Origin of the sequence: Hansschlegelia zhihuaiae, from assembly GCF_004103825.1 — a bacterium.
In the GTDB taxonomy this organism is placed as follows: domain Bacteria; phylum Pseudomonadota; class Alphaproteobacteria; order Rhizobiales; family Methylopilaceae; genus Methylopila; species Methylopila zhihuaiae.
Genome location: NZ_RYFI01000001.1, coordinates 436,790 through 452,180, shown reverse-complemented (window position 1 = coordinate 452,180; position 15,391 = coordinate 436,790). Strand labels below are relative to the sequence as shown.

The window sequence follows — 15,391 nt, the reverse complement described above, 5'->3', positions numbered from 1 at the left end:
TGGCGAGATTGCGGCGACGCGAGGGTCGACCCGGGCTCGCGCTCCATTCACGCCGCGACGCGGTCCGCCCTGCGCGGCCGCGCCGCGGCGCGACGCCGAATTCCCAAGGGGGCCGTTAGCCTTTCACGAAAACTTTTCGTGCAGTCTCCGCGGATGTCCGACGAAGCGGAGCCACGGCCGATGACCGCGATCGACGCAAGTCCGAGCCGCGAACGGCGCCTCGGCTTCGACCGGTGGGGCATGGTCGCCCTCGCGGCCTTCGGACTGGCGGCGGCGCTCCTGGCCGCGCTCGCCTACCGCGCCATCGGCGAGCATGGCGGGGTCAATTCCTACGCGCTGCTCTCCGACGCGCTGCTCCACGGCCGGTTCGACAGCCCGACCTGCTTCGACAGCGACTGCGCGCGCTTCATGGAGCGGATTTACGTCATCTTCCCGCCGGTCCCGGCGCTGGTCGCCGCGCCGCTCGTCGCGTTGTTCGGGGTGAACGCCGCCGGCTTCATCGTGCTCTCGGCCGTCATGCTCGCTCTGACCGGCTGGGCGTGGTGGGAGATTTCGGCGCGCGTCGGCCTTGGGCGCGAGGCGCGCCTCTGGCTCAGCCTCGCCTTTCTGTTCGGGACGCCCGCGATCTATGTCGCGCTGCGCGGCGACGGGGTCTGGTTCTTCGCGCAGTCGGTCGCGCTCGCTCTCGTCAGCGGCGCGATCCTCGCGGCGCTCGACCGGCGGCTCGTCCTGGCCGGCCTGCTGATCGGGCTCGCCTTCCTGTCGCGCCAGATGGCGATCTTCCTCGCGCCTTTCCTATTTGCGATCGCCCGGCCGAAGGGCGCGCGGCTGATCGCCTTCGATCGGGCCTTCGTGACCGACGCGCTCAGGCTCGGCGCGCCGATCCTCGCCTGCATCGCGGCCTACTGCGCCTATAATTTCGCCCGCTTCGGGGCGCCGTTCGAGACAGGCTACGCGCATATCGCGGCCTATCCGGCCGAGGCCGACCGCAACTTCATCACCTGGCGGATCCTCGACCTCGGCCTGTTCTCGAAGGACTATCTGGTCTTCAACCTCGCGCACATGTTCCTGCAGGGCTTCCACATGGAGTTCGGCGGGAAATACATGACCGAGTTGGTCCGCATGGACCCGATGGGGAGCTCCATCCTCGCGGCGAGCCCGTTCGTGCTCTACGCCTTCTACGCCAAAGCCGACGCAAAGCTGCTGGTCGGGCTCGTGGTGATCGCGATCGTGTGCGGGATCACGCTGTTCTACCACTCGAACGGCTTCTCCCAGCACAACGTCCAGCGCTACGCGCTCGACTGGCTGCCGGTGCTCTACGTCCTGCTGCTGCCGGCCTTCGCGGGCGAAAGCGAGAAGGTCGCCGAGCGCCTGAAAACCTTCAAGCTGCTCGCGACCTACGCCATCGGGCTCAACGTCGCGGCCTTCGCCATCGTGGCGCTCACCAAGGGCGCCGTGTGAACCCGCGCCGCCGGCCTCCCCCACGATCGCAGCGCCGAGCTCAGATGATCTCGAAGTCCTTGTGCGTGATCCCAAGGTCGTGGTCGACCATCGCGAACACCTTCGCCTTGGCGTTTCCGTCGCCGTCCGGGTCGTAGAGCAGCTCGCCCGAGCGCTTGGCGTAGATGATGCGGTCGTCGCCGTCATGCGCCTTCGCGCCGACATGGAAGGCCGACTTTTCGGGGCTTCCGATGTCGCCCGCCCGGCTGAAGATGTCGTGGTCGAGAACGATTGTGTCGGCCTTCCAGTTGAAGTCGTCGATCACGTCGACGTTCTTGCTGGTGATGACGGTGTCGAACACGAAGACGTCGTCGCCCTTGCCGCCTTCGAGCGTGTCGCGTCCCTCGCCGCCATAGAGCGTGTCGTCGCCCTTGTAGCTTTGGATGTGGTCGCCCTTGGCGCCCCCGTTGAACCTGTCGTCCCCGAAGAGCGCTTTGATGAAGACCTGCCGGTCGTCGCTGGTCGAAGATGTCTTCGCGGCGTCGCCGAGATCCTTGGCCTTGATCGACATCCCTGAGATTTGCAGCAGGTAACCGTTGTCGATCTGGTCATAGGCCGTGACCACGCCGGCTGTCGGGTAGCCGTTGCGGTCATATTGCAGGCCCGACCCCCTGAACTCGTCGCCCGCGCCGCCGCCATAGGCTACGCGGAATACTGTGGAGGTCGCTAAGTAACTTTCCCCGTCCGCCAGTTCGCTCAGATCAAAATTATCGAGATCGAACGCAACTCGGTCGTAGATCGTGAAGGTCGCCATGCCCGCCCTCCACGTGACGACAGCGTGACTGTCCGCAGGCGAGCAAGTTTACCGGCGTCTACCGGCGCCGCAAGCACGAAAACAGTGCATTTGTGAAATTTAACTTTACTAAAAACGACAACCGAGGAGCGCTGCGGCGCAGCTTCAGATCCCCCGAAACGTCAGCAGCCGGTGCCCGACATAGCTGGTCGCCGCGCCGACGCCGATCGCGGCGGCGTGGCTGACCGGCTCGACCCAGGTGGTCCAGCCGATCGCAGGCGCGAGCCAGTGGACGGAGAGCATGGCGAGCGCCCAGACCTCGACGGCGCCGACGAGGTTCACGATCAGGAACTTCCAGAGCTGGTCGCGGGCGTTCCCCTCGTGCGCCTCGAACACGAAGAACCGGTAGAGGAAGAACCCCACCGCCATTCCGATGGCGTAGGCCGCGATGACGGCCGCCCCGAACGGCATGATCTCGTTGAGCGGGAATCGCGCCGCCCAGTTCACGAAAGCCGCGAAGCCGCCGGCGAGCAGGAAGCGGGCGATCCGCTTCAGCTCAGCGGGGCTCATCCGGTCGCGCAGGAAGGGCGGCATCAGCGAGATCGCGGTCGAAAGCATAAGCGGCTCACCAGAAGGTCAGCGCCGCGGGCCAGACCGCGACCGCAAAGGCGACCGCCATGGCGGCGCCCAGCAACAGGCTCGCCTTGTCCTTGACCGCGAACACCACGGGATCGTCGTTAAGGTCGCCGCGTCCCGAATAGACCCAGATCCGGCCGAGGAAGAGGAACAGCGCGCATGGGAACGCCCAGAGCGCGGCGGGGGTCGTGTAGTAGCCGGCGCGGAACGCCTCGTCGATCAGGTAGAGCACCATGACGAGCACCGCCGAGCAGCCGCTCGCCGCGCCGAGCGCGATCAGCACGGGGCCGTCGGAGGCGATGTAGCCGCGGCCCGAAGCGTGGGCCGCGCCGCTTTCGATGACCCGCAGGATCTCGGTATGGCGCTTCGCGAGCGACAGCGACGTGAACAGGAACATCGAGAAGACGAGCAGCCAGGGTGATGCCGGGACGCCCGCGACCGCGATGCCGACGACGAGCCGCAACGTGAACAGGCTGGCGAGCGTGAAAGCGTCCAGCACCATGATCCGCTTGAGGCGCAGCGAATAGGCGAGGGTCAGCCCCAGATAGGCCGCGAACGCCAGGAAGGTCGCGGCGTTGATCATCGCCGCGCCCGCGAGCGCGACCACGATCCCGGTCGGCGCCGCGGCCAGCCCGAAGGTGATTGGCAACCGGCCGCTCGCGAAGGGACGATTTCTCTTCGACCAGTGCTTGCGGTCGTCGTCGAGGTCCCAGAGGTCGTTCAACAGATAGGTCGAGGAGGCGAGGATGCCGAGCAGCGCCATGCCGATCAGCGCCGTGAGCCAGGCCTCGGGCTCGAAGGCGCGGCCTCCGAGCACGAGCGGCACCACGACCAGCGCGTTCTTGGCCCATTGATGAAGCCGAAGCGCCTTGGCGTAGGTCTTCCACCCGGAGGGCTTGCGCGGGATCACGGCGAGCGGCGGGCGGATCGCCTCGGCGGCCTTCAGCGTCTTCGGCCGGGCCTCCACCACGACCGTCTCCTTCGCGGCGCGCCAGACGGCGAGATCCGCTGCGGCGTCTCCCGCATAGGCGAAACCATGCGGAAACCGTTCCTTCAGAACGCGCGCTTTGGCCTCGCCCTTGAGGTTGGTGACGCCGTCGCTCGCGATCACGCCGTCCACGAAGCCGAAGCGCTGGGCGAGCTTCGTCACGACCAGGGCGTCGGAGGCGGTCGCAAGATGAATCTCTCGGCCCGCCGTCCGTTCGGCCTCGATCAGCGCGACGAGCTCGTCATTGACCGGCAGCGACGCCGGATCGATGTCCACGCGCTCGGCGAGCTTGCGCTTCAGGACGGCCTTGCCCGTGATGAGCCAGCCGACGAGCGTGAAGATCCTCAAGGGGTTGCCGCGGAGATAGGCGAGCGCGAGCTCCGCCAGCAGATCGCCGCGGAGCAGGGTGCCGTCGATGTCGACCGCAAGCGGCGCGAGGTCGGGACGGATGACGGGGCGAGGCTCCTCGGCGATCGGGATGGAGACCAGGGTCATGGCTTGCTCCGTCGTCGTCCGGGACGCTCCTTCCGCGCCGGCGGCGGCGTCGTTTCGCCGCTGGAAAGCCGCGGCCGATGGCTTGGGTCATACGGCAGTCGGGTTAAGAAGCGCCCTATGTCCATCGCGACTTCTCGCTCCATCACGTCGCCATCCTTTAACGGACTCTGGTCAGGCGCCTCGTCTCAAGGCATGGCTTGCGCCGCTTTGGCCCGAATGACATCTGCTCACGGCTGACATGTCCCGATCGACCAAACCGGCCTTGCGAGACGACCCGCAGCCGGACGGCTCAGCGCCGCCCGACGAGGGGGACGCGCGTCAGGCCGAGAATTCGCCCCTGCAGTTCCCGAGGCTGCGCGCCTGGGCCGCGACGGTGCCGTGGCGGACCGTGGGGGCGTTCGCCTCGATCCTGCTGTTCGCGGCCGTGCTGTTCGTCCTGCATCGCCTCGTCGACGAAGTGAAGCTCGACGACGTCAAGACCGCGATCGCCGCGACGCCCTGGAGTTCGGTCGCGATCGCGCTCGCGGCCTCGATGGCGAGCTATGTCGCGCTCACCGGCTATGACTGGTTCGGGATCCTGCACATCAAGCGGCGCGACGTCGGCTATCCGGTGGCGGCGCTCGCATCCTTCACCGGCTACGCGCTGTCCTACACGATCGGCTTCCAGCTCGTGGTCGCGGGCGCGGTCCGCTACCGGATCTATGCGGGCGCGGGTCTCGGCGCCGCGGAGGTCGCGGCCATCACGGCGATCTCTGCGCTGACGCTCTGGCTCGGCATCTTCTTCACCCTCGCCATCGGACTGGTGCTCGAGGCGCCGGACGTCGCCCGGATCGACGGCCTCAGCCCCGCGCTCAACATGGCGCTCGGGCTCGCGATCTTCGCCGCGCTCGCCGCCTATCTGATCTGGATCGGCCGCAGGGAGCGCGCCGTCACGGTCGAGGGCTACCGTCTCGCGCTGCCGGGCGTGAAGTCGACTGGCGCGCAGATCGTCATCGGCCTCGTCGACCTGCTGGGGGCCGCCTTCGCGCTCTGGATCCTGCTGCCGCCGCAGGCCGAGATCGCCTTCCCGACCTTCGCGGCCCTGTTCGTCGTCGGCATGACGCTCGGCATGCTGAGCCACGCGCCGGGCGGCGCGGGCGTGATCGAGGCGACGGTGCTGATCGCGCTCCCGAACCTGCCTGCCGACGCCGTGCTCGCGAGCCTGCTGCTGTGGCGCGTGGTCTACTACCTGATCCCCTTCATGCTCGCGCTGGGGCTTCTCGGCGGATCGGAGCTCGCCCGCCGCAAGGGCTATCTCAGCCGCGCCGGCACGATGCTCGCGGCCGTCATGCGGCCTGTCGCGCCGATCGTGCTGGCCGCCGCCGTGTTCCTCGGCGGCATCGTGCTGCTGGTCTCGGGCGCGCTGCCGGCCGAGACCGACCGCCTGCATTATCTGCGCCGCGTCGTGCCGCTGCCCTTCGTCGAGGCCTCGCATCTGCTTGCCAGCGTCGTCGGCGTGGTGCTGCTGGTCGTGGCCCGCGGGCTGCTGCGGCGGCTCGACAGCGCCTACCGCGTCGCCCAGCTGCTGCTGACCGCGGGCCTCGTGTTCTCGCTCGCCAAGGGCTTCGACGTCGAGGAGGCCTCTGTCCTCGGCGTCGTGCTCGCGCTCCTGACCGTCAATCGCCGCGCCTTCTACCGCCGCGCCTCGCTGTGGGACCAGGACCTTGCGCCCGCCTGGCTCGCCGCGGTCGCGATCGTGCTCGGCGGCTCGATCTGGCTCGGCTTCTTCGCCTACCGCAATGTCGACTACTCGAACGAGATGTGGTGGGAGTTCGCCTATCGCAGCGACGCGCCGCGCTTTCTCAGGGCGAGCCTCGCGGCGGGCGTCGCGGCGCTCGCAATCGGCCTGCACGCGCTGCTCCATCGCCACGGCAAGCCCCGTCCGGCGCCCGCGGAGCCGGCCCGCAGGCTGACCGCGATCGTCGCGACCTCGCCGCGGGCGGACGCCAACCTGGCCTTCCTCGGCGACAAGCGCTTCCTGTTCTCGGAGGCCGGCGACGCCTTCATCATGTACCAGGTGCAGGGCCGCAGCTGGGTCGCGATGGGCGATCCGGTCGGGCCGCCGGAGCGCGCCTCCGAGCTGCTCTGGAGCTTCCGGGAGCTCGCCGACCAGCATGGCGGCTGGCCCGTGTTCTATCAGGCGAGCGTCGCCCGGCTGCCGATGTATCTCGACCTCGGCCTGTCGCTGATGAAGCTCGGCGAGGAGGCGCGCGTCGACCTCAAGACCTTCACGCTCGAGGGCAAGGCCGGTTATGAGTGGCGCTATGTCGACCGCAAGGCGACCAAGGAGGGCCTCGAGATCTCGATCGTGCCGGCCGCCGACGCGGTGCCGCTCTATCCGGAGCTGAAACGCGTCTCGGACGCCTGGATGGGCTCGCGCAAGAGCCGCGAAAAAGGCTTCTCGCTCGGCTTCTGGTCCGACGACTACCTCCGCCACTTCGACATCGCGGTGGCGCGCCACCGGGGCCGGGTCGTGGGCTTCGCCAATCTCTGGAAGGGCGCAGGCCTCGAGGAGGCGACCGTGGACCTCATGCGCTATTCCCCCGACGCGCCGAAGGGCGTCATGGACGCGCTGTTCGTGCGCCTGATGCTCTGGGCGAAGGCGGAAGGCTACCGTTGGTTCAATCTCGGCATGGCGCCGCTGTCGGGCCTCGTCGACCATCCGCTCGGGCCGACCTGGAGCCGCGTCGGCGCCTTCCTGTTCCGCTACGGCGACAACTTCTACAATTTCGAGGGGCTCAGGACCTACAAGTCGAAGTTCTCGCCGGTCTGGGAGCCGCGCTATCTCGCCTGCCCGGGCGGCTGGGTGCTGCCGCAGATCCTGATCGACATCACCGCGCTGATCGGCGACGCGCCGAAGCGTGTGCTGACGCCCCCGGTCGTCGATCGACCGCTTGCGATCGCCGAGGAACCGGTTGTGTGAGGGCGGTCGCGGGAGCTCTCCTCGCCCTGCTGCTCGCCGCCTCGCCCGCCGCGGCGCAGGAGCTGCGGCGCGGCTCGGTCGACAACGAGACCATGAAGGGCGCGCCCGTGGTCGCCCCCGTCGGCGAGCCGACCGCGATCGTCGCGCTGATCTCCGATCTCGACGGCTGGACCCCGGCGCGCGCCGCGCAGGCCGATAAGCTCGCGGGCGCAGGCGCGCTGGTGATCGGGATCGACCTGCCGCGCTATCTCGCAGGCGTCTCCCGTAACACGGAGGAGTGCATCTTCCTGTCGGGCGACGTCGAGGAATATGGCCGGCTCGCCGGCAAGCAGATGGGGCTGAAGAGCTACCGACTGCCCGTGCTGCTCGGCGCCGGCAAGGGCGCGGACGTCGCCTACGCCATGCTGTCCCAGGCGCCCGCCAACATGTTCTCGGGCGCCGTGACCCTCGGCTTCACGGGCCGCGTCCCGCTCGCCAAACCGCTCTGCGACGGGCCGAAGACCGAGACCCGCGACGGCGCGGACCTCGTGCTCGGCCACGACACGGCCGAGCCGCTGCAGGGCGAGTGGCGCGTCCTGACCGAGGGGCCGGCGCCCCAGTCCATCAAGGATTTCGTTCAGGACCTGCCGGACGCCGACGTGGTGGAGTTGCAGAAGGACGCCAGTCTGGACGAAGCGGTCGGGGACGCCGTGTTCGACATCGGCGGCGGGACGCCCGACGCCGTCAACCACCTGCCGCTCGTGCTCTATCCGCCAAAGAGCCAGCCGCCCAAGGGCGTCGCCGTCATCTACGCCGGCGACGGCGGCTGGCGCGACCTCGACAAGACGATCGCCGGCTATTTCAACGACGAGGGCTACGGCGTCGTCGGGATCGACACGCTCCGGTACTTCTGGAACGAGAAGTCGCCGCGCGAGCTCGGCGACGACCTCGAGGCGATCGTCACGCGCTACTCGGCGGACTGGAAGACCAAGAAGATCCTGCTGGCTGGCTACTCGTTCGGGGCGGACGTCATCCCCTTCGCCTGGCAGCGCGTCTCGCGCGCGGTGCGCGACCAGGTGAAGCTGATCGCGCTGCTCGGCCTCTCCAAGACCGCCGATTTCGAGGTCAGCGTCTCGGGCTGGCTCGGGGTGGGCTCGGGCGAGCACGACGTGCTGAAGCCCGCCGCCACCTTGCCGATGGACCGGGTGATGTGCGTCTACGGCAAGGATGAGCTCGACGAGAAGGACAACGACGTCGCCTGCGCGACCGACGCGATCGCGCCCGCGGCGCGTGTCGAGCTGCCGGGCGGTCATCATTTCGACGAGGACTATGAGGCGCTCGCGCGGCGGATCGACGGCGAGTTCGTCAAGCGCGCGGGCGGCCCGAAGTAACGTTCAACCGCCCTCATCATACTCCCTGTCGTGGACCGGCGCGCCGGCGAGCTCGCGTTCGAGCGCGGTCCGATAGGCGACGCAGCCGCGCATGAATTTCGGCCATGGCGGGACCGCGACTTCAGGCGCTACGCGCTCCGGCAACAGGCTCCAGAGCGCCGGGTGATGCCAGCACAGGTCATGCCCGCTGCTGTCGCGGTGTTGGCGTATGGCGGCGCGCAGCTTGCGGGCTTCCGCCACCAGCTCTTCGCGGCTCAAAGCGTCAAGATCTTCGTCCATTGTCGCTGTCTCACATCGCGCGAGGCCCTTCCCTCTTGGGGAACGAAGGTTCACTCTGCCCGTTCCGGAATCCGGCCGAAGGCGCGGAGAACGGCGTCCGGCCGCCGTCACCGAGGAGACGTCCGCGATGTCCAGCACCGACGAGCACGCCCCCCCGCCGACGCCGACCTTCGGGGAGCGCGTCACCCGCATTCTTGGGGCCGTCTCGGGCGACCCGATCGCCCGCGCAGAAATCGACATGGCGCGCGTGCTCGAGGAGCTGAAGGCCCTCGGGGCCGAGCCGATCGAGGATCTCACGCCCGACGAGGCGCGCCGCCAGCCGACGCCGGCCGACGCCGTGTCTTCGCTGATGGCCAAATACGGAATCGCAGAATCCTGCGGCGACATCCGGACCCGGGACCTGTCCTATCCGGGCGCCGAAAGGCCGCTCGCCGCCCGGATCTACTATCCGCCGCACGCCGGCGGCACGCTTCCGATCGTCGCCTACTATCCCGGCGGCGGCTGGGTGTTGGCCGACCTCGACGACTATGACGCGAGCGCCCGAGCGATCGCTGCGCGCGCCGGCGCAGTCGTCGTCTCGTTCGAGACCCGCAAGGCGCCCGAGCACAAGTTCCCGGCGGCCCATGACGACGCGGTCGCGGCCTATCGCTGGACGCTGGAGCAGGCCGAGACGCTCGGCGGCGCGCCCGAGCTCGTCGCGCTCGCCGGCGAAAGCGCGGGCGGAAACCTCGCCATCAACGTCGCGATCGCGGCCAGAGACCGAGAGATGCTGCCGCCCGTCCATCTCGCGCTGATCTATCCGCTCGCAGGCGTCGACATGAACACGCCGTCGTTCCGGATCAACGAATTCGCGCGGCCCGTGAACGCCGCGATGATCGGCTGGTATCTCGGCCATGCGCTGCTCGGCGTCGACCAGAAGGAGGATCCGCGTCTTGACCTCGTCGGTCGCGCCGATCTCTCCGGTCTGCCGCCGACCACGATCCTCACCGCCGAGATTGATCCGCTGCGCTCCGAGGGGCTGGAGCTCGCCGGCCGGCTGAGGTCCTCGGGCGTCGCGGTCAACGCCATCGACTTCGAGGGGGTCGCGCACGGCTTCTTCGGCATGGGCGACCTCGTCCGCCACGCGCGGTCCGCGCAGGAGATCGTGGCGCGCGACCTCGTCGCGTCCTTCGCGCCCGCCGAGCGGGGCGCGCGGGCCGGCCGAGCCATCTAGCGGAGGAACGAATCGTGGCCGCCTTCAAGACGCATTGCTGCGTCGCAGGCGGCGGACCCGCCGGGATGGTGCTCGGCCTCCTGCTCGCCCGCGCCGGGGTCGACGTCGTGGTGCTGGAGAAGCACGCCGATTTCCTGCGGGATTTTCGCGGCGACACGATCCATCCTTCGACCCTCGACGTGCTGGCCGACATCGGGCTGTTGGATCGGTTCCTCGCGCTGCCGCACCAGCAGGTCCAGACGCTCACCGGCTATGTCGAGGACGAGCCCTTCGTGATCGCCGACTTCCGGCGCCTGAAGCTCGCGCGGCCCTACATCGCCCTGCTGCCGCAATGGGACTTCCTCGATTTCCTGGCCGAGGAGGCCGCACGCCTGCCGACCTTCCGGCTGATGCGGCGGGCCGAGGTGAAGGGGCTGACGCGCCGCGACGGCAAGGTGACCGGCGTCGTGGCCGAGACGCCCGAGGGGTCGCTCGAGGTCGCGGCGGATCTGGTGGTCGGCGCCGACGGCCGCCGGTCGACGGTCCGTTCGGCCGCCGGCTTCGAGATCGAGCGGATCGGCGCGCCCATGGACATCATGTGGTTCCGGCTGCCGCGAAAGGAGACCGACGGTTCGGCGACCGGCGGTCGCTTCAGCGTCGCCGGACTTCTGGTGACGATCTATCGGGGCGACTATTGGCAGGCGGCGCTGGTCATCCCCAAGGGCGGGGCGGACGCCGTGCGCGCCCAGGGCCTCGCGGCGTTCAAGGAACGGGTCGCGCGGCTCGCCCCCTTCGCCGCTGACGGCCGGCTCGACGCCATCGGCGACTGGGACCAGGTCAGCGTGCTGTCGGTGGCGGTCGATCGGCTGAAGCGGTGGCACGCGCCGGGCGTGCTCTGCATCGGCGACGCCGCCCACGCCATGTCGCCGGTCGGCGGCGTCGGGATCAATCTCGCGATCCAGGACGCCGTCGCGACCGGCAACCTGCTGGCCGCCCGCCTGCGGAACGGCGCGGTGAGCGATGAAGACCTGGCCCGCGTGCAGGAACGCCGGATGTTCCCAACTCGGGTCACGCAGGCGATCCAACTCGCAGTGCAGAACAGGGTGATCTCGCCGACGCTCTCGGCCCGCGAGCGGCTCTCGCCGCCGCTTGCGCTTCGGCTGATGCGCCGCTTCCCGGCGCTCACCGCGATCCCGGCGCGGCTCGTTGGCGTCGGGATCCGGCCCGAACGCGTGACTGCGGCCGCGATCGCAACGCCGAGCTAGGGCTTCGGCCGCCCCGGCTCCTCCGGAGCGCGCGCGTCGATCGCGAGCGCATGCACCGGCCCCGCGAGCTCCGCCGCGAGCAGGGCGTTCACGCGGCGGTGGCGGTCGACCCGGCTCATGCCCGAGAAGGCCGGCGCGACGATGTGGACGCGGAAATGCGTCTCGCCCTCCGGCCGCGCGCCGGCGTGGCCCGCATGCAGATGGCTCTCGTCCACCACGTCCAGACTGACGGGGTGGAGCGCCTCCGTCAGGGCGCTTTCGATTCGGGCGCGCACGGTCATGGCGTGGATCTCCGTTTCGGCGCGGCGGAGATGACGACGGCGCGGCCCGGCGTCAAGCCCGCCGCGCGCCATGGGCCGTTGCGCGGAGCGTTCTTGTGACGCCTCCGCCGGGCGCCCATAATGGCCGGACGATGAAGCTCGACAGTCCATGGTTCGACAGGATTCGCGTGGCTCGGCCCGAGGAGCGGCCTGAGCCCGAAGTCGCGCGCTGCGACCATCCGGGCTGCCGCGAGCCCGGCGTCTACCGCGCGCCCAAGGGCCGAGACCGCGAGAACGAGTACTGGCGCTTCTGCCTCGAGCACGTCCGAGCCTACAACCAGTCCTACAACTTCTTCTCCGGCATGTCCGACGAGGATCTCCGGGCCTATGAGAAGGACGCCCATGTCGGCCATCGGCCGACCTGGTCGATGGGCCGCAACGGCGCGCCGTCGGCGGACGCGCGCAACAAGGCCGACCGGTCGCGCGGAAGGAACAAGGGCTGGGCGAGCGGGTTCTCGTTCGAGGACGCCTTCGGCATGTTCGGCGAAGGCGAGGGCGGCCGGACGCGCGAGGAGCCCCGGCGCGAGCTCAAGAAGATCGAGCTCAAATCCCTCGAGGCGCTGAATCTCGGGGCCGGCGCGACCCGCGAGGAGATCAGGGCGCGCTACAAGGAGCTGCTGTTGCGCTTCCACCCGGACACCAATGGTGGGGACCGCGGCGCCGAGGACAAATTGCGCGAGATCATCCAAGCCTATAACTATCTGCGATCCGCCGGCCTTTGCTGATCCTGAAATCTTGAGCGCGCCGTCGCGCGCCGCCGGGCCCGGCCGTGCGGGCCGCCGGCCCGGCCTGGAGGTTCAATGACGCTTCTCGACGCCCCGGCCGCCGAAGCGGCGCTTCCCGACATGAAGGTGTCGGTCCGCCAAGTCTTCGGGATCGACAGTGATCTCGAGGTCCCGGCCTATGGCGAGGCGCATGGCGCGGTTCCCGACCTCGACCCCGACTATCTGTTCGATCACGACACGACGCTCGCGATCCTGGCCGGCTTCGCGAAGAACCGCCGAGTGATGGTCACGGGCTATCACGGCACCGGCAAGTCGACCCATATCGAGCAGGTGGCGGCGCGGCTGAACTGGCCCTGCGTGCGGATCAACCTCGACAGCCATGTCAGCCGGATCGATCTGATCGGCAAGGACGCGATCGTGCTGAAGGAGGGCCAGCAGGTCACCGAGTTCCGCGACGGCATCCTGCCCTGGGCGCTGCAGAACAATGTCGCGCTGGTGTTCGACGAATACGACGCCGGCCGGCCCGACGTGATGTTCGTGATCCAGCGGGTGCTCGAGCAGTCCGGCAAGCTCACGCTGCTCGACCAGCGCAAGGTGATCCGGGCGCATCCGGCGTTCCGGCTGTTCGCGACCGCCAACACCGTTGGCCTCGGCGACACCTCCGGCCTCTATCACGGCACGCAGCAGATCAATCAGGGCCAGATGGACCGCTGGTCGATCGTCACCACGCTGAACTACCTCGCGCACGACAAGGAGGTGGATATCGTGCTGGCGAAGGCCCCGCATTTCCGCGACAGCGCGACCGGCCGCGACACGGTGTCCAAGATGGTCCGGCTCGCCGACCTGACGCGCCAGGCCTTCATCAATGGCGACCTGTCGACGGTTATGAGCCCGCGCACCGTCATCACCTGGGCCGAGAACACCGAGATCTTCACCGACATCGGCTTCGCGTTCCGGCTCACCTTCCTCAACAAGTGCGACGAACTCGAGCGCGGGCTGGTGGCGGAGTTCTACCAGCGCTGCTTCGGCAAGGAGCTGCCCGAGAGCGCGGTGAACGTGGTGATGAGCTGACGCGCGAAGGGAGCGCGGCGATGGCGACCAAGATCAAGGATCGTCCGAAGGCGAGGTCAGGGCACGATTCCGACCTGTATTCCTGGGTTCAGGAGCAGGTCGCGTTGCTGAAGGCCGGCCGTCTCGACGAGATCGACGCCGACAACATCGCCGAGGAGCTCAGGGACGTGGGCAACAGCGAGTATGCGCAGCTCGAGAGCGCGCTTCGCGTCCTCATCATGCATATGCTGAAATGGGATCAGCAGCCGGAATTCCGCACGCGCTCTTGGGTCTTTACGATCGCGGAGCAGAGGGATCGTTATGCCGTCGTCCTCAGGAAGAACCCCGGGCTGAAGCAGCATCTCGAGACGATGCGGTCGGACGTCTATCGAAGCGCGCGGCGGTGGGCTGCGAACGAGACAAACCTGCACGAGAGCGAATTCCCTAGGGAGTGCCCCTATGACTGGGACGATCTCCTGAGCCGGCCCTTCGAAACCGACAGCGTCCCCGCGCCCAAGTGATCTCCAACCGCAAGCCCGGCGAGAAGCTTCCTGCGCCCTCCGAACCGCTGAAGCGGGCGGTGGCCGGCTGCCTGCGGGCGATCTCCGGGGACCCGGAGGTCGAGGTCTCGTTCGCGTCCGAGCGGCCGGCGCTGATGGGCCAGAAGGCGCGGCTTCCCGAGCCCCCGCGGCGGCTCGAGGTGCACGACGTCGCGGTGCTGCGGGGCTACGCGGACTCGATGGCGCTGCGGCTCGCCTGCCACGACCAGGCGATGCACGCCCGTCTCGCCCCGCAGGGCAGCGAGGCGCGTGCGGTGTTCGACGCGGTCGAGCAGGCGCGCGTCGAGGCGATCGGCTCGCGCCGCATGGCGGGCGCCGCTCAGAACCTTTCGGCCATGCTTGAGGACCGCTATCTCCGCGGCCCCTATGCCGACGTCGAGGATCGCGCCGACGCGCCGCTGCAGGACGCGGTCGCGCTCATGGTGCGCGAGCGCCTGACCGGCCGGAAGCCGCCCGAGGCCGCGCGCAAGCTCGTCGAGCTGTGGCGGCCCTGGATCGAGGAGAAAGCCGGCCAGAACCTCTCCCGGCTCGACCGTGTGGTCGAAAACCAGAGCGCGTTCGGCCGGGCGATCCGCGACCTCCTGTCGTCGCTCGACATGGGTGAGGAACTGTCCTCGGACCGCGACCAGAGCGAGGACGGCGGCGAGGCCGAGGGCGAGCAGCCGCCGCCGCAGGAGGGCGAAGCCGCGGACGCGCCGGAGGATTCGAGCGACGGGGCCGACCAGGCCGAGACCGAAGACTCCTCCGACGCCGACGACGACGCGGAGCAGATGGAGGCGGCCGACGCCCCGCCGACCGACGCGCCGGACGACGACGAACTCGGGGAGGCCGAGGAGGCGACCGAGCCCTGGCGGCCCAAGGACGACCGGCGCAACGACCGCGACCGGCCGGACTACGTCGCCTTCACCACCAAGTTCGACGAGGAGGCGCAGGCCGAGGAGCTCTGCGATCCGGAAGAGCTCGCGCGGCTGCGCTCCTATCTCGATAAGCAGCTCAACGCCTTGCAGGGCGTCGTCGGGCGGCTCGCCAACCGCCTGCAGCGCCGTCTGCTCGCCCAGCAGAGCCGCTCCTGGGACTTCGACCTCGAGGAGGGGGTGCTCGATCCTGCGCGGCTGTCGCGCGTCATCATCGACCCGATGAGCGCGCTGTCCTTCATGCGCGAGCGCGACACCGAGTTCCGCGACACCGTCGTGACGCTGCTGCTCGACAATTCGGGCTCGATGCGCGGCCGTCCCATCACGGTCGCGGCGACCTGCGCCGACATCCTGGCGCGCACGCTGGAGCGCTGCGGCGTGAAGGTCGAGATCCTGGGCTTC

The 15,391-nt window shown here is 69.0% G+C and carries 14 protein-coding genes; 9 read left to right on the top strand and 5 right to left on the bottom strand.

Annotated features, from left to right (window positions below; all coding sequences use genetic code 11):
* Positions 1-180: 180 nt before the first annotated feature.
* Positions 181-1,461: a glycosyltransferase family protein gene (locus EK403_RS02105; RefSeq protein ID WP_128775830.1), complete on the top strand. Its 1,281-nt coding sequence runs from the start codon at positions 181-183 to the stop codon at positions 1,459-1,461.
* Between the two features lie 40 nt (positions 1,462-1,501).
* Here EK403_RS02105 and EK403_RS02100 read toward each other — a convergent pair whose 3' ends face one another.
* The 3 genes from EK403_RS02100 to EK403_RS02090 form a co-directional block, all read right to left on the bottom strand.
* Positions 1,502-2,254, bottom strand: a complete 753-nt coding sequence (locus tag EK403_RS02100) for a calcium-binding protein (RefSeq protein WP_128775829.1) — start codon at positions 2,252-2,254, stop codon at positions 1,502-1,504.
* Between the two features lie 144 nt (positions 2,255-2,398).
* Positions 2,399-2,851: a GtrA family protein gene (locus EK403_RS02095; protein WP_128775828.1), complete on the bottom strand. Its 453-nt coding sequence runs from the start codon at positions 2,849-2,851 to the stop codon at positions 2,399-2,401.
* 7 nt (positions 2,852-2,858) lie between these two features.
* Positions 2,859-4,352 carry a UbiA family prenyltransferase gene (locus tag EK403_RS02090; protein ID WP_128775827.1) on the bottom strand — a complete coding sequence of 498 codons (1,494 nt, stop codon included), beginning with the start codon at positions 4,350-4,352 and terminating at the stop codon, positions 2,859-2,861.
* Between the two features lie 238 nt (positions 4,353-4,590).
* On the opposite strand from EK403_RS02090, the gene mprF reads away from it, so the two are divergent.
* A complete protein-coding gene (mprF, locus tag EK403_RS02085; protein ID WP_128775826.1) occupies positions 4,591-7,314 on the top strand; it encodes a bifunctional lysylphosphatidylglycerol flippase/synthetase MprF in 2,724 nt (907 codons plus the stop codon).
* On the top strand, positions 7,311-8,684 hold the full coding sequence (locus EK403_RS02080) for an AcvB/VirJ family lysyl-phosphatidylglycerol hydrolase (protein WP_128775825.1): 1,374 nt from the start codon (positions 7,311-7,313) through the stop codon (positions 8,682-8,684). The genes mprF and EK403_RS02080 overlap by 4 nt, the downstream gene beginning before the upstream one ends.
* Before the next feature lie 3 nt (positions 8,685-8,687).
* Here EK403_RS02080 and EK403_RS02075 read toward each other — a convergent pair whose 3' ends face one another.
* A complete protein-coding gene (locus tag EK403_RS02075) occupies positions 8,688-8,963 on the bottom strand; it encodes a hypothetical protein (protein ID WP_128775824.1) in 276 nt (91 codons plus the stop codon).
* A gap of 127 nt (positions 8,964-9,090) precedes the next feature.
* Here EK403_RS02075 and EK403_RS02070 point away from each other — a divergent pair, with 127 nt between their 5' ends.
* Both EK403_RS02070 and EK403_RS02065 read left to right on the top strand, forming a co-directional pair.
* Positions 9,091-10,176: an alpha/beta hydrolase gene (locus tag EK403_RS02070; protein ID WP_128775823.1), complete on the top strand. Its 1,086-nt coding sequence runs from the start codon at positions 9,091-9,093 to the stop codon at positions 10,174-10,176.
* A 14-nt stretch (positions 10,177-10,190) separates the two neighbouring features.
* Positions 10,191-11,420 (top strand): FAD-dependent oxidoreductase, encoded by a 1,230-nt coding sequence (locus EK403_RS02065; protein WP_128775822.1) that lies wholly within the window; start codon positions 10,191-10,193, stop codon positions 11,418-11,420.
* Here the strand turns inward: EK403_RS02065 and EK403_RS02060 are convergent.
* Entirely contained in the window at positions 11,417-11,701 is a 285-nt protein-coding gene (locus tag EK403_RS02060; RefSeq protein ID WP_128775821.1) for a BolA family protein, read from the bottom strand. The genes EK403_RS02065 and EK403_RS02060 overlap by 4 nt on opposite strands.
* Positions 11,702-11,868: 167 nt before the next feature.
* Between EK403_RS02060 and EK403_RS02055 the strand changes: the two genes are divergently transcribed.
* From EK403_RS02055 to EK403_RS02040, 4 genes are all read left to right on the top strand, one after another.
* Entirely contained in the window at positions 11,869-12,465 is a 597-nt protein-coding gene (locus tag EK403_RS02055; protein ID WP_342633760.1) for a J domain-containing protein, read from the top strand.
* A gap of 75 nt (positions 12,466-12,540) precedes the next feature.
* A complete protein-coding gene (cobS, locus tag EK403_RS02050; protein ID WP_128775819.1) occupies positions 12,541-13,536 on the top strand; it encodes a cobaltochelatase subunit CobS in 996 nt (331 codons plus the stop codon).
* Between the two features lie 20 nt (positions 13,537-13,556).
* On the top strand, positions 13,557-14,036 hold the full coding sequence (locus EK403_RS02045; RefSeq protein ID WP_128775818.1) for a DUF29 domain-containing protein: 480 nt from the start codon (positions 13,557-13,559) through the stop codon (positions 14,034-14,036).
* A partial coding sequence (locus EK403_RS02040; RefSeq protein ID WP_245479458.1) for a cobaltochelatase CobT-related protein occupies positions 14,033-15,391 on the top strand: 1,359 nt, incomplete at its 3' end. The genes EK403_RS02045 and EK403_RS02040, both read left to right, overlap by 4 nt.

Bases quoted from the DNA above. Each gene is read 5' to 3' on its own strand.
- EK403_RS02095 (WP_128775828.1), bottom strand. From the start codon at position 2,851: ATGCTTTCGACCGCGATCTCGCTGATGCCGCCCTTCCTGCGCGACCGG.
- EK403_RS02045 (WP_128775818.1), top strand. From the start codon at position 13,557: ATGGCGACCAAGATCAAGGATCGTCCGAAGGCGAGGTCAGGGCACGAT.
- EK403_RS02060 (WP_128775821.1), bottom strand. From the start codon at position 11,701: ATGACCGTGCGCGCCCGAATCGAAAGCGCCCTGACGGAGGCGCTCCAC.
- EK403_RS02090 (WP_128775827.1), bottom strand. From the start codon at position 4,352: ATGACCCTGGTCTCCATCCCGATCGCCGAGGAGCCTCGCCCCGTCATC.
- mprF (WP_128775826.1), top strand. From the start codon at position 4,591: ATGTCCCGATCGACCAAACCGGCCTTGCGAGACGACCCGCAGCCGGAC.
- EK403_RS02100 (WP_128775829.1), bottom strand. From the start codon at position 2,254: ATGGCGACCTTCACGATCTACGACCGAGTTGCGTTCGATCTCGATAAT.
- EK403_RS02070 (WP_128775823.1), top strand. From the start codon at position 9,091: ATGTCCAGCACCGACGAGCACGCCCCCCCGCCGACGCCGACCTTCGGG.
- EK403_RS02075 (WP_128775824.1), bottom strand. From the start codon at position 8,963: ATGGACGAAGATCTTGACGCTTTGAGCCGCGAAGAGCTGGTGGCGGAA.
- EK403_RS02105 (WP_128775830.1), top strand. From the start codon at position 181: ATGACCGCGATCGACGCAAGTCCGAGCCGCGAACGGCGCCTCGGCTTC.
- cobS (WP_128775819.1), top strand. From the start codon at position 12,541: ATGACGCTTCTCGACGCCCCGGCCGCCGAAGCGGCGCTTCCCGACATG.